This is a genomic window from Nocardia sp. NPDC050413, assembly GCF_040655475.1.
GTDB classification, from domain to species: Bacteria; Actinomycetota; Actinomycetes; order Mycobacteriales; family Mycobacteriaceae; genus Nocardia; species Nocardia coubleae.
In genome coordinates this window covers 681,483-694,251 of the sequence record NZ_JBFAJZ010000001.1, presented here as the reverse complement: position 1 = coordinate 694,251, position 12,769 = coordinate 681,483, and the positions used below count along the sequence as shown (strand labels likewise).

Annotated in this window: 14 protein-coding genes; 5 read left to right on the top strand and 9 right to left on the bottom strand. The window is 68.8% G+C overall.

What is annotated here, in order from left to right; all coding sequences use genetic code 11:
* Positions 1-3 precede the first annotated feature (3 nt).
* Positions 4-1,230 (bottom strand): bifunctional glycosyltransferase family 2/GtrA family protein, encoded by a 1,227-nt coding sequence (locus AB0I19_RS03345; RefSeq protein ID WP_357143848.1) that lies wholly within the window; start codon positions 1,228-1,230, stop codon positions 4-6.
* 209 nt (positions 1,231-1,439) lie between these two features.
* Between AB0I19_RS03345 and AB0I19_RS03340 the strand changes: the two genes are divergently transcribed.
* A complete protein-coding gene (locus tag AB0I19_RS03340) occupies positions 1,440-1,700 on the top strand; it encodes a hypothetical protein (RefSeq protein WP_357143846.1) in 261 nt (86 codons plus the stop codon).
* Positions 1,701-1,704: 4 nt separating this feature from the next.
* On the opposite strand, the gene AB0I19_RS03335 is transcribed toward AB0I19_RS03340, so the two are convergent.
* From AB0I19_RS03335 to AB0I19_RS03325, 3 genes are all read right to left on the bottom strand, one after another.
* Positions 1,705-2,325: a hypothetical protein gene (locus tag AB0I19_RS03335; RefSeq protein ID WP_357143844.1), complete on the bottom strand. Its 621-nt coding sequence runs from the start codon at positions 2,323-2,325 to the stop codon at positions 1,705-1,707.
* Between the two features lie 139 nt (positions 2,326-2,464).
* The gene (locus tag AB0I19_RS03330; RefSeq protein WP_067489573.1) at positions 2,465-2,803 is read right to left on the bottom strand and encodes a hypothetical protein; all 339 of its coding nucleotides are present in this window, start codon (positions 2,801-2,803) and stop codon (positions 2,465-2,467) included.
* A 156-nt stretch (positions 2,804-2,959) separates the two neighbouring features.
* Positions 2,960-3,118 carry a hypothetical protein gene (locus AB0I19_RS03325; protein ID WP_357143842.1) on the bottom strand — a complete coding sequence of 53 codons (159 nt, stop codon included), beginning with the start codon at positions 3,116-3,118 and terminating at the stop codon, positions 2,960-2,962.
* Between the two features lie 216 nt (positions 3,119-3,334).
* Between AB0I19_RS03325 and AB0I19_RS03320 the strand changes: the two genes are divergently transcribed.
* Together AB0I19_RS03320 and AB0I19_RS03315 are read left to right on the top strand one after the other, a co-directional pair.
* Complete coding sequence (locus tag AB0I19_RS03320) at positions 3,335-4,519, top strand: glycoside hydrolase family 76 protein (protein ID WP_357143840.1); 1,185 nt, start codon at positions 3,335-3,337, stop codon at positions 4,517-4,519.
* Between the two features lie 47 nt (positions 4,520-4,566).
* Entirely contained in the window at positions 4,567-5,838 is a 1,272-nt protein-coding gene (locus AB0I19_RS03315; RefSeq protein ID WP_357143838.1) for a hypothetical protein, read from the top strand.
* A gap of 4 nt (positions 5,839-5,842) precedes the next feature.
* On the opposite strand, the gene AB0I19_RS03310 is transcribed toward AB0I19_RS03315, so the two are convergent.
* The 5 genes from AB0I19_RS03310 to AB0I19_RS03290 form a co-directional block, all read right to left on the bottom strand.
* Positions 5,843-6,445, bottom strand: coding sequence for a hypothetical protein (locus AB0I19_RS03310; protein ID WP_357143836.1), 603 nt, complete (start codon positions 6,443-6,445; stop codon positions 5,843-5,845).
* Between the two features lie 119 nt (positions 6,446-6,564).
* Positions 6,565-8,109 carry an MFS transporter gene (locus tag AB0I19_RS03305; protein WP_357143834.1) on the bottom strand — a complete coding sequence of 515 codons (1,545 nt, stop codon included), beginning with the start codon at positions 8,107-8,109 and terminating at the stop codon, positions 6,565-6,567.
* 50 nt (positions 8,110-8,159) lie between these two features.
* On the bottom strand, positions 8,160-9,056 hold the full coding sequence (locus tag AB0I19_RS03300; RefSeq protein ID WP_357143832.1) for a D-alanyl-D-alanine carboxypeptidase: 897 nt from the start codon (positions 9,054-9,056) through the stop codon (positions 8,160-8,162).
* A 75-nt stretch (positions 9,057-9,131) separates the two neighbouring features.
* Positions 9,132-9,359, bottom strand: a complete 228-nt coding sequence (locus AB0I19_RS03295) for a DUF6480 family protein (protein ID WP_067638667.1) — start codon at positions 9,357-9,359, stop codon at positions 9,132-9,134.
* Between the two features lie 60 nt (positions 9,360-9,419).
* Positions 9,420-10,505 (bottom strand): saccharopine dehydrogenase NADP-binding domain-containing protein, encoded by a 1,086-nt coding sequence (locus AB0I19_RS03290; RefSeq protein ID WP_357143830.1) that lies wholly within the window; start codon positions 10,503-10,505, stop codon positions 9,420-9,422.
* A 111-nt stretch (positions 10,506-10,616) separates the two neighbouring features.
* Between AB0I19_RS03290 and AB0I19_RS03285 the strand changes: the two genes are divergently transcribed.
* Complete coding sequence (locus AB0I19_RS03285) at positions 10,617-11,795, top strand: FAD-dependent oxidoreductase (RefSeq protein ID WP_357143829.1); 1,179 nt, start codon at positions 10,617-10,619, stop codon at positions 11,793-11,795.
* A 10-nt stretch (positions 11,796-11,805) separates the two neighbouring features.
* A complete protein-coding gene (locus tag AB0I19_RS03280) occupies positions 11,806-12,744 on the top strand; it encodes a sigma-70 family RNA polymerase sigma factor (protein ID WP_357143827.1) in 939 nt (312 codons plus the stop codon).
* Positions 12,745-12,769: the final 25 nt, after the last annotated feature.

The window sequence follows — 12,769 nt, the reverse complement described above, 5'->3', positions numbered from 1 at the left end:
CGGTCATCGGCGATCACCCGCACCACGGAACACCCAGCGGAGCCCGACGAAACGAGCGAGCGTGGCAACGCAATTGGCGACGACCAGCACGGCCAGCTCGACCTGCACCGACGCGCCCGCCGCCCACCGATGCAGCGCGAACAACGACCCACTGGTGATCAGGAGACCGAACAGGAAGATCAGCAGCCCCTGAACATGGTGCGCCGCACGTCTTTCCGGGCCACGGATGCCGAAGGTGAAGGCGCGGTTGGTCGCGGTGTTCGCCACCGCCGTCACCAGCAGGGCGCCCAGATTCGCCGCCTGCGCACCGACGGCCGGTTGCATCAGCAGATACAGCGCCACATAGGCCAGCGTGGACAGCACTCCGACGAGGGCGAAACGCACCAGCTGCCCGACCATGCCCACCGGCACACCGGGGACCAGTGGTTCTCGCCCGATGGCGGCCCGCAGCTCCGCGACCGGCAGGCGCCCACTCGCCATCTCCCGGCCGACCCGCCACATCCCCAGCAGATCTTTGCGCGCGGTGTCGAGGATGTCGACGCGGCTGTCGGGGTCGTCGATCCAGTCGACGGGCACCTCGTGGATGCGCAGTCCCGCCCGCTCGGCGAGCACGAGCACCTCGGTGTCGAAGAACCATTCACGATCGCGCACCAGCGGCAGCAGCTCGCGGGCCACCTCGGCACGCATCGCCTTGAAGCCGCATTGAGCGTCGGAGAACCGCACCCGCAGGCAGGTGCGCAGCAGCAGGTTGTAGCTGCGCGAGATCAGCTCCCGTTTGGGCCCGCGCACCACCCGGGCCGACGTGGCGAGCCGGGAACCGATCGCGATATCGGAATGCCCCGACATCAGCGGCGCGACGAGCGGCAGCAAAGCATTGAGATCGGTCGACAGATCGACGTCCATATAGGCGACCACCTGGGCATCGGAGCTGCTCCACACCGAGTGCAGCGCCCGCCCTCGACCCTTGCGGTCCAGGTGCACCACCCGGACGCCTTCGAGTTCGGCGGCAAGGTGTTCGGCGATCAACAGCGTGTTGTCGGTGGAAGCGTTGTCGGCGATGGTGATGCGTGCGCTGAACGGGAACCCGTCACGCAGGAAGGCGTGCAGCCTGCGCACGCAGTCGGCCAGGTTGTTTTCCTCGTTGTAGACCGGGACGACCACGTCCACCCCGGGGGCGGTGATCACCTCGGCCACGGTTGCCGCCCGAGTGGCGGTCTCTGTGTCGGTCATGACACCGACAGTGACCGGCGAAACTGGCGCAGACCTGCGTCTGACCTGGGAACTTCCTGGACGCCTCGCGCGTGGGCCCGGCGAATGGCGAGGAGTGCCCGGAATCGGAGGGTTCAACCATCACGATTCGGGGTACAGAGAGCTGGATACCGCTCGCCGACCCGGCGCGCGGGACGTCAGACGGCGTTTTCACATACTGGGAGAACACAGTGCTGAAGTTGATCGAGCTCATCAGGGGAACCGGCGCGGACGAGGACGGCGAGGGAGCACCCAGGTCCGCCGGTCACCTGCGCGCGGGTGACATCGTGCTCACCGCCAAGCGCAGCTACCGGGTGGTGAGCACCAGCTTCGCCGACGACGCGCGCCGGGCCGGTCGCGTGGTCGCCGACACCGTCGACCTGGTCACCGGGCGGCTGCGCGTCCTCGACTACCCCAGCGCCGACACGGTGGTCACGGTCAAGACCGCCTGACCGCTCACACCGGGCGGTGCCGGATACCGCGCGTTCCGAACCCTCGGGTGTGCGCTCCCTCGGTGGGTACGACTTCTTCGTCCACGACGCGAGCCCGATCGTCACCGACGACGCGGGTGCGTTCGGCGAAGGCGATGTCGCGGGTGCTGCGGACCGACAGCCTGCCCAGCGAGCTCGCGGCGAAGAACAGGATCAGCGCGCCGAGGCCGTAGAAGAACGTCAGCTGCAGCAGTGCGCGTTTGACGTCCGAACCGGCCACGGGTTCACCCATGTCCCCGAGCCGGAACCAGGCGGCAAGGAACGGTCCGATCACGAACCACGCACCCGCCGCGACACCGAGCCAGGCGCCGAAGCTCGCGACCACCCGATTGCGGCTCATCAGCATGAGCAGGCCGCCCACGATGGCGACCACGCCGGGCAGCACCTGCAGCCAGCCGCGCGCCGTCGTCCAGACCCACGGTTCGTCCGGGGTGTAGGCGAAATCGAAGTACGGACCGATGAACGGTATGAGCGCGCCCCAGATACCGAGCAGCAGCACCGCCAGACCGCCCAGCGCGCCGCGGCTGCGCGGGATGTGCAGCTTTCCACCGCGCCCGGCCGCGCCTTTCTCGTCGACATTCACCATGACGCCTCCCATCATCGACAACAGAGGTGGGTGGCGTGTACCCCGAGCCGGACCGAATACGCACGCATCGGGCAATCACTGCCCGGATACGACGATGGGCACCGACCCGTCGGATCGGTGCCCACCTGTGAAGATCACGCTAGGCGTTGATCGTCACCGCGTCGTCGGCGATCGAGTAGCTGATCGAACCGTTCTCGAAGTGGCTGATCTTGCCACCCTCGATGTCCTGCTCGTCGGAGGTCGGGTAGCCGAGACGGCCGCCCGCGCCGCCCTCGGCCTCCCACGCCTGACGGATCGCGCCGTAGACGGTCTTGGCTCCGGTGGGGAGCTTGAAGTAGATGACGCCGCCGGTGAACTCCTGGTACTTGCCGCCGCCCGGGGCGTCCAGTTCGGCCGAGATCGGCTCACCGAGGGGGCTCGACGCGCCACCGGCCTCGTTGTAGTGGTCGCCGATCGCTCCCGTGGCCTCGAATCCCATGAATCCAATTCCTTTCACACAGACAATCATTGGCAAAGCAGCCGCTAAGTTACCGCATCCCGGACGTTTTTGGGGAAGACTCGTGCGAAGACACGACTTCGACACGAAAAGTGCTGCCTTCGGCTACTTGTCAGCATCATGCTCGTCACATCCTGGCTACCCCAACGACATCAGCACGCTACCGCTGCCGAGCAGGACGAATACGCCGGTGTATCCGCACTGTCGAGCTCGGTACCGCTGCGATGCTTCTTCGACGCCGTGGCCTTCGAGCACCCGCACGATCAGCGGGCCGGTGGGACATCTCGTCCCTGCCACGGCACCACCGTAGCGTCCCCAGCGCGCGAATGGTGAGACATCTTGTGGCTGAACGTGTCTCGTGTCGCGCGTCGCGGAGTTCCCACGATGTCGTGGCGGCGGTGTTCAGCCGATCGATTCGTCCGCTACCCGCGCGGTTCAGCCGCTCGCCATGCCGACGCCGGACAGCGGCGATACGGTGCCGGACCCGGAGATGGTGTCCAGCAAGGGAGTCGAGTGGAACGGCGTGGCGACGGGATCAGCCGACGCCGGGTGCTGTGGGGTGCGGGCGCGGCGGTGGCGCTCACCGCCCTGGCCCCGCCGACCAGGACCGCGGCGATCACGCGCGGCGTCGCGGCGGTACCCGGGGAGTGTGGGCGGCGGGCGGATCTGGCCGAGCGCGCGATCGTCACGCGGCATGTGCGATCACTGTGGGGACTGCCGCAGCGCCGGCTCGGCACGCTGGTCTGGCCCGCGTCGCTCACCGATCAGTCGTTCGGCCGCTGGTGCTATTGGTGGCAGGCCCACCTGGTCGATTGTGCGATCGATGCCGCCCATCGCGCCCGCACACCCGAGCGGGTCGATCGGGTGGTCGCGCTGGCACGCGGCATCCGGACCCGCAATGTCACCGGGTGGACGAACCGGTACTACGACGACATGGCGTGGTTGCTGATCGCGCTCGAACGTGCGCAACGGTTGCTCGACGTGCGGTTCGACGACGCGCTCGGCGACCTGCGCACCGCGGTGGTCGACGGCTGGAATCCGGTGCTCGGCGCGGTGCCGTGGCGCTCCGGCGACGACTTCTACAACACACCTGCCATCGGGCCGACGGGGATCGCCCTGGCCCGGCTCGGGGATCTTCCCCGATCCGTGCGGCTCGCGGAGTTCCTGCACACCTGGCTGCGTGATGCCGCCAGCGGGCTGATTCTCGACGGTGTGCACGAGCCGGGCGGCGCGATGGACCGCACAGTGCACACCTACTGCCAGGGTGTCACGATCGGCCTCGATACCGAATTGTTCTTGCGGACAGGCGAACCCGTGTATCGCGAGCGAGCGCGGGAGCTGGTGCGTGCCGTCGCCGAACTCCTCACCGACAACGGGGTGATCAGCGGTGCCAACGATGACGACTCCGGGTTGTTCATGGGTATCCTCGCGCGCTATCTCACCGAAACCGCACTGGCGCTCGGTGATACGACCGCGGCGGGGATCGTGCATGCGTCCGCACGGGCGGCGTGGGCGCATCGCGGCGAGGTCGACGGGCTGCCGCTGTTCGGAGCGGACTGGTCTCGGCCGGTCGCGCTGCCTGCCGGGCTGAGCCGGCTCGGCGACTCGGCGGCCGAACCGCCCCAGGACCTCTCCATTCAATTGAGTGCATGGATGCTGCTGGAAGCCGATTGCCGGTTGACAGCTGCCGGGTTCTGACAATTCCTCAGTTGCCGCCGACCCGCTTCTCACCCAGGATGGTGGCGATGACAATCGAATTGAACGAAGCTCGCGAGTTGCTCGCCCAGGGGGATCTCGGTGGGTCCGTGCGTTCGCTGCGGCCGGTTGCCGAGCAGCTTCCGCTCCCCGAACTCGTGACCTTCCTGATCGAGCTGGCCGACGCCGCCGAGCTGGAACCACTGGCGACCAGCGCGCGGGAGGCACTCCCCGACGCTACCGATGCACGCGCGCTCACGATGCTCGGCTACGACTGCGTGGAGTACGGCCTGTCGTTCGCCGCGGTTCCGGTTCTGCACGAAGCGTTGCGGGTGGATTCCACTGTGCGCCAGGCGCTCGCGGAGCTGGTCGCCGCGCTCGAAGACGAACACCGTCATGCCGAAGCCGTCGAAGTGTTGGGGCGGTATGCCTCGAACCCGCGTGAGTGGGCGGAACACTATCTGCTGGTGTACAACTCGATCCTGGCGGGTGATCCGGCGACTGCCCGCGCCGAGTTCGCCGACCTGCCCGAACCCGACGACGACTGGGTGTTCGCCCGTGATCGAGTGGGCCGCATGCTTATTCGGGCCGATCGTGCGGCCGGCGTGAGCACCCTGGACCATCGGGATCTGCGCGGCTGGCAGTTCACCCTCACCGGTGGCTACCTCGCGACGATGTCGCCGTACGGATTCGACGCCGGAATGACCGGGCGCTGGGCGTATCTGGGCGACAACGCCGCCCTGTGCCGATACAGCATCCACCGCGTGGGTCTCGCACTGTCGGCGGCCGGCCGTGCGCCACGGACCGTTTCGTTGCTCCCCGATCGGGCGGACCGCATTATCGGTCTCGCCACGGCCCGCGTCCTCGAACTCCCCACCCAGGAGTACGAGCCCGGCACTCCCGACACCCTCGTCGTCGCCTACGACCTGCGCACCGTGGACCCCGACCTCGTCGTCACCCTGCACGAGCGCATCCCTGGTCAGATCCTGTTCGAACACGCCACCTGCTGGACCCAGCCTCCCCCGGTCACAGCCGACATCAGCGGCCTGCTGCACCAGACCGTCGTCGCGCCCTGGGCACCCACGCAGCGTGTCGGCGAGAACGGTCTGGAACCGGTCGCCGCGGACGCCCGACCCGAATCCGAGATCGCCGCCGAGATCGCCGCCGCCGACCCCACCCCCGACTCCGGAGACGGCGAAACCCCACCCGACCTCGACCCCACCTTCACTGCTTTCGTCACCACCACGGCCGACGCCTGGCTCCTCGGCCCCCGCACGCCCGTCCGCTCCCCCGGCCCCGTCCGCAGCTCCTACTTCGGTTGAGCCATTACCCGCAGCGGTCCAGCCACCACCACCCGCCGCCCAATTCGATGATCGGACACAGCTGATCCCCGAACACCTCGAACGGCTCGGCGGGTGATTCACCGTCCAGGTGCGCGTAACCGATCGCGCCGTCGGGAATCCCGACATAGTCGGGCACGAAGCGCGCCGTGTGGTTGTCGACGGTTCGCACCACGGCCACCTTGCAATTGGCCGACACCCAGCACAGATGCGCAGGCAGGTCGGTCCCGTAGTAGTCACGCACACTCAGATCCCTGGCCACCGCCGCGTCGAATGCGGGACGCTCGAGCTGGAACCGCGTCCACACCCGCGCTTGCGGCCAGAGGTAGAACATCACCGGCACACCGATACTGACGACGGCCGTGAGACCGGTGACGACCTGCGGCCATCGCCGTCCACCCCTCGCCGTGCGCCACACAGCGGTCACCGCGACGACCACCACCGCCAACCAGAACGCGGCGAGCAACGGCAACGCCAGAATCCACAGCGCCGTCACAACCCATCCCGAATGCAGGCTCACCACCACCGCCGCGACCATGACCCCGACACCCACCCCTGGCCACACCCACATTCGTTTCGACTCGCTCACACCGGAAACCTATCCGGGCGAGCGGCGGAATTCGTGGGGAGAACGTAGAGATCCGGTGGCGGCGGCCCGCTGACCGCGCGGCACGACGAAACGAACCGGAACTGCCGCCACGGTGTGCCTCAGCCGACCTCGGCGGGCTGTCGTTTGCGGGGTCGTTCGTCGACGGCGGTGAAGGCCGCGGCGGCGAGGATGAGGATCGCCGACGCGAGCAGGGCCGCGTCGAGGCCTTGGTGGAAGGCCACCTTGCCCGCGTCCATGACATCCCTGATGTAGGGCAGGTACTTGAACGGGTTGGCACCCTCGGGCAGGCGACCGCGTTCCACGGCCTGCACGGCATCGGGCTGCAGGGTGGTCGGCACGCCCAGCTCGGTCATCTTGGCCTTGAGGTCCGCGGACAGGAACGAGCTCACGACCGCACCGAGGATCGCCACCCCGAACGCGGACCCGACCTGGCGCATCGTATTCGTCACGGCCGCGGCCATTCCCGAGTGTTGCGGTGGCACGCCCGTCATCACCGCCGACGTCAACGGCACGACGGCGATCCCGAACCCGATGCCCGCCACCGCCATTGCCGCCGCGATCGTCGGATCGTGCAGTGTTCCGCTCATCGCCTGACGGGTGAGCAGGATGCCACCGGCACCGACCACGCAGCCGAGGATCATCGGCACGCGGGCACCCCGGCGCGACACCCAGTACCCGGCGGCCAGCGACCCGATCACGATGGTCCCGGCCATCGGCGCGAAGATCGCGGCCGTGCGCGCGGCCGAATACGACTGCGTCACCTGCAGATACATCGCGGTGAAGAAGAAGATCGAGAAGATCCCGAAGTACACGGCGAACGCGACGACGAGCGCACTGCGCACCACGGGCATCCGCAGGTACTTCAGGTCGAGCATCGGTGCGCGAGCCCGCGTTTCGACGAAGACGAACGCCACCAGCGCCACGGCACCGAGCGCGAAGAAGCCCAGCACCGAAGGTGATGTGTACCCACGGTCCTGACCGACGGTCGCGGCGTAGATCACCGCACCGAAGGCGGTGGCACCGAGCACGGCACCCGCCCAGTCGATGGGTTCGGGACTCGGATCGGAGCTCTCGGGCACCGACCACAGCGCCGCGACGAGCGCCACCGCGCCGATCACCAGGTTGAACCAGAAGATCGACCGCCACCCGTACGCGTGCACGAGCACACCGCCGAGCACCGGTCCGGCCGCCAAGGCAAGACCCGATACCGCGGCCCACACGCCGATCGCCTTCGCGCGGGCCCGGTCGTCGGGGAAGACGTGGCGCAGCACCGACAGGGTGCCGGGCTCCGAGGCCGCCGCACCGAGCCCCATGATCGCCCGCCCGGCGATGAGCATCCCGACGGTGCTCGCCATCGCCGAAACCACCGATCCAGCACAGAAGATCACCAAACCGGCGATCATCACCTTCTTGCGCCCGAACCGGTCACCGAGCGATCCGCCGGCGAGCATCAGCCCGGCGAAGACCACCGTGTAGGAGTTGACCACCCACTGCAGCAGTGTCACATCGGTGCCGAGTTCGGTTCGGATCGCGCCGAGCGCGACACTCACCACCGTCGTATCGAGGAAGGTTACGAACACCACCGCGACGACCGCGGCCAATGCCGTCTTCGGCCGAGCGGCGCCTTTGCCCAACGTGATCACGGGCAAAGGTTACTGGCGATCGCGCGACCGCGCCGACCCTCGCTGGGCTCTCAGCGCACGCCGATGGGCTCCAACACGCTCAGCACGGGGTCGTAGGCCCAGTTCAGGATTCGGGTGGCGTCTTCGCGCGCCACCGCGCTGCTGGTGTCGGAACTGTGCAGCACGACCCCGATCAGCGGGATGCCCGCGCGCACTGTCTCGAACAGCAGGCAGTGCCCGGCCGCATTGGTGTTGCCGGTCTTCAGGCCGATGGCGCCGGGGTATTCGTGCAGCAGTTTGTTCGTTGTCTCCCAATGGTGTTCACGATTGTCGTGGTCGGCGGGGACGTGGTGGTCACGTGCGGCGACGATCTCACGGAACGCGGGCAGTGCCATCGCGCGCACGCCGAGCGCGACGAGCGCGGCCGGGGTGGAGTGCGTGGAATCGTCCGTCGGGTTGGGCAAGCCGCTGGGATCGGTGAACTGAGTGGCGCCCAAGCCCATCAGACGGGCGGCGTCGTTCATGCGGCCGATGAAACCGGCCTGGCCGGGGCCGAAGGACTCGGCGATGGCGTAGGCGGCGTCGCAACCCGAGGGCAGCAGCAGCGCGTAGAGGAGTTGGCGGGCGGTGAGCACCTCACCCGCGGTGAGTCCGGCAGTGCTGCCGTTGTGCTGGGCGCAGTAGGCGCCCGCCTCGGCCGGCACGGTGACCGGTCGTTCGAGGTCACCGGTGCTGATCGCGACCACGGCGGTCATCACCTTCGCGATACTGGCGATCGGGACCGGTGTGTTCGCCTCACGCCCCCACAGCACCGTGCCGGTGAATCCGTCGGCGAGCGCCGCTCCCGCGGCCTGCACGCCCTCGGGTCCGCCCGCCCACGGCGCCTCGGCGCTCCCGGACGGTGCGGCGCCCGCAACGCCGTGACCAGCCGCGACGACCAGCGCCCCGGCCACAACTGTGTGCAACACCCTGGCAAATGTCGGCATGCGCACAGTCTGGCGCACAAATCCCGCGACCTGCGGGATTTCCGCGCGTCGCGGTGTCTACATCGCGGCGATCACCCCGACGATCACGGCAGCGAACACGGCGACGAGCACCAGCGTGACGACCACGGCAGCGATCCCGGTGAGCGGGAAGTGGTGGCGGGTGCTCGGTTCCGGCGCCGACAAACCGGAGGTCTGCGGCGATTCCGGCGGGGTGGAGCCGGGCGGTACGCCCCCACCCGGCTCGAGGTCGGGGGTATTGCGCGGGTCGGGATCCATCGAGGTCATGGGGTCACCTGCCTTCCTGACACGGCGCGCTTACCCTGGGTCGGCGTCCTCAATCGCCGCTCAGGCGGGCCGTGGCTCCGGGAAGGGCCAGCTGATGTCCCCACCGGGGATCGACAGCAGGAAGTCGGCGCCGAGCGCGTTCGCGGGGGTGTGCGCGCCGGGTGGGGCGGGCCGGGCGTGCAGGGTGATCGCCGCATGCACCATCGAACGCGCGGTGAAGGCGTAGGTGTTGGATACGTCGACGGCGAGCGAAAGTCCGCTGCCGTCGGCGCGGTAGACGCGGGCCCAACCGGTGCTGCGGGTGGCGTCGCGGGTCGCCTGATCGGGAACCGGAATCCGGTCGATCACCAGGTCGGTGAGGGCACGACCGGCCCCGCTTGCGGTGACGAACCGCAGCGGCGTGCTCAATGCCCGCACCACCGGCGACAACGGCACGGCGGTGAACGTGGCCACCTCGGTGAGCCCGTAGCCGTGGCCCGCACTGCACACATCGCCCAGGGGCGTACTGGCGACACCGACGGGGCGACCTCGGCCCACATCGATCGTCAGGGCGCGGTGCGCGTGCGGCACCGCGACCAGTTCACCGCCGGAACGCACGAGGTTGCCGCGGGCGATGCCGTCGACCGCCGTGCGCAATGTGCCCCGGCTGAATCCGCCACGGCTGATCATCGCCACGTCGGCGCCGACCGCGTCGGGTACCGCACCGACCAGGCGGGCGACGAGATGATCGGTCGGGACGATGTCGAACCCGACGCCGGGGATCACGGTGATCCCGGCACGCACCGCGTCGTCGTGGCGGGCATAGATCGCGGCGAACACCTGCGTCTCGCCGGTCACGTCGAGGTAGTTGGTTCCACTGGCCAGGCAGGCCGCGAGCATCGGTTCGTAGGTGTGGACGAACGGTCCGGCGCAGTGCAGCACGGTGTCGACGTCGGCGAGTTGCGCGGCGGCATTGCCGGTGTCGGCGAGGTCGAAGGGGCGCGCCGTCAGGCCGTGCCGGGCGGCGACTTCACCGACCCGCTCGGCCGAGCGACCCGAGATCACCGGCCGCAATCCGCGCGAGAGTGCTTCGGCGACAACGAGTTCACCGGTGTATCCGTAGGCGCCGTAGATGAGCACAGTCGGCTCGCCGTCCAGGTGTGACATAGGGGAACACTAAGCGCTCGATCAGCGTGTGGTCCAGTTCACTCGATCGCGCTGTCAGGAATTCGGGAGCTGTCTCGTTCAGGGTGTACGCGAACCAGACAGGAGCGAATCATGAAGCACCGCATCGTTGTTCTCGGGGCCGGATACGCCGGGGCCTTCTGCGCCGGTTTCCTCGCCCGCCGGTTGCACGGCGACGACGTCGAGATCACCGTCGTCAATGCCGAACCGGACTTCGTGGAGCGGTTGCGGCTGCATCAGCTCGCCGCCGGGCACGATCTGCCGCATCGCCCGCTGGCCGAGGTCTTCGCGGGCACCGGCATCCGGTTGCGGGTGGCCAGGGTAACCGCCCTCGACGTCGGCCGGCGTCGGGTCACCCTCGACGAAGGCGACCACCTGGGCTACGACACCCTGCTCTACACGCTCGGCAGCACCATCGCCGACCACGGTGTCCCAGGCGTCGCCGAACACGCCTACAACGTGGCCGGACGACCTTCGGCGCTGCGGCTACGCGCCCGCCTCGACGACTTGGACCGGCACGGCGACGTACTGGTCGTCGGCGGAAACCTCACCGCCATCGAGGCCGCGACGGAGATCGCCGAGGCCCGTCCCGGCCTGCGGGTCACTCTCGCCACCAGCGGCGAGGTGGGCGGTTGGCTCGGACCGAAAGCGCGCGGGCATCTGCTGCGAGCCTTCGACCGGCTCGGCATCGCCGTGCACGAACACACCACGGTCGAGCGAGTCGAACAGAGCGCGGTGTTCGCGGCGGACGGCACCGCCTTCGTCTCCGACGCGACGGTGTGGGCGGCCGGATTCGCGGTCCACCCGATCGCGGCCGCCAGTGGTCTCGCGGTGGAGCCCAACGGGCAGATCACCGCGGATCGCGAACTGCGGTCGGTATCGCATCCGGATGTGTTCGTCGCGGGCGACAGTGGGTTCGTCATCGGCGGGAACGGTCGTCCGCTGCCGATGTCGTGCGCGTCGGCCGGGTTCACCGGACAGCAGGCCACGGCGACGATCATCGGCGAACTCACCGGACGCGCGATCAAGCGCACCTCGCTGAGTTACGTCGGCAACCATGTGAGCCTCGGACGTAAGGACGCGATCTTCCAGTTCGTCGACGGCGATGCCCGTGCCAAGCCGGGCGCGCTGTGTGGCAGGCCTGCCGCCTGGGTGAAGTCGGCCATCGTGGGGACCAGCGGCTGGGCGATCAGCCACCCGACGTTCGGCAAGCTCGACCACCACTACCGTGCGGCCGCGGGCGCACCGTCGCGCGGGGTTCTCGCCGCCTAGAGTCGTGCTCATGGACACCGCGACCGTCGCGCGTTTCGAGGCCAACCGCAACCGGTTGGCCTCGCTCGCGTACCGCCTGCTCGGGTCGGCCGCCGATGCCGAGGACACGGTGCAGGACGCCTTTCTGCGGTGGCAGGCCGCGGATCGCGACCACGTCGAGGTGCCCGAGGCCTGGCTCACCAAGATCGTCACCAATCTGGCTCTCGACCGGCTGCGCTCGGCGAAGGTGCGTCGAGAACGGGCGGTCGGTGCGTGGATGCCGGAGCCGCTGCTCGACGGCGACCCGATGCTCGGGCCCGCCGACACCGCCGAACAACGGGAGTCGGTGACGCTGGCGGTGCTCATGCTGCTCGAACAGCTCACCCCGGCAGAACGCGCGGTTTATGTTCTGCGCGAAGCGTTCTCCTACAGCCATGCCGAGATCGCCGACATTCTCGGCATCAGCGAGTCGGCCAGTCAGCAGCACGCGCATCGCGCCAAGCGCCGGATCACCGCCGCCCGCAACGGAACCGGCACCGATCACGCGGCGGCGCGGCGCATCGTGGAGGCGTTCGTCGCCGCCGCGTCGTCGGGGCGGACCGAACAGCTCGTCGCCCTGCTCACCGCCGACGCCACCGGCACTTCCGACGGCCTGGGCGGCACCGCCCGCAAGCTCGTTCGTTTCACCGGCCCGTCCCGGCTGGCGATCGCCATGCGGGCGGGCTTCCGGCCCGACACGATCAGACAGCACCTCGACGGTCGCCTACCCGATTTCCACGCCGCCCTGGTCAACGGTTGTCCGGCCCTCGTGTTCACGCTCGACGACCGGGTCCTCAGCGTGGCGATCATGGAGGTACGCGACGACCGGATCGCGGGCCTGCGCGCCATCGCCAACCCGGCCCGGTTGGCCCGTTTCGCCCAGCGGTGGCAGCGCACCGACCACGACAGCCCGCTCATCGAGGCCTGGTAGATCTGCTGGTGATCTGAGTCACATC

What these genes read in the sequence shown, in the direction of transcription:
- AB0I19_RS03345 (WP_357143848.1), bottom strand. Translation starts at nt 1,230, where the DNA reads ATGACCGACACAGAGACCGCCACTCGGGCGGCAACCGTGGCCGAGGTG.
- AB0I19_RS03335 (WP_357143844.1), bottom strand. Translation starts at nt 2,325, where the DNA reads ATGGTGAATGTCGACGAGAAAGGCGCGGCCGGGCGCGGTGGAAAGCTG.
- AB0I19_RS03330 (WP_067489573.1), bottom strand. Translation starts at nt 2,803, where the DNA reads ATGGGATTCGAGGCCACGGGAGCGATCGGCGACCACTACAACGAGGCC.
- AB0I19_RS03315 (WP_357143838.1), top strand. Translation starts at nt 4,567, where the DNA reads ATGACAATCGAATTGAACGAAGCTCGCGAGTTGCTCGCCCAGGGGGAT.
- AB0I19_RS03295 (WP_067638667.1), bottom strand. Translation starts at nt 9,359, where the DNA reads ATGACCTCGATGGATCCCGACCCGCGCAATACCCCCGACCTCGAGCCG.
- AB0I19_RS03290 (WP_357143830.1), bottom strand. Translation starts at nt 10,505, where the DNA reads ATGTCACACCTGGACGGCGAGCCGACTGTGCTCATCTACGGCGCCTAC.
- AB0I19_RS03285 (WP_357143829.1), top strand. Translation starts at nt 10,617, where the DNA reads ATGAAGCACCGCATCGTTGTTCTCGGGGCCGGATACGCCGGGGCCTTC.
- AB0I19_RS03280 (WP_357143827.1), top strand. Translation starts at nt 11,806, where the DNA reads ATGGACACCGCGACCGTCGCGCGTTTCGAGGCCAACCGCAACCGGTTG.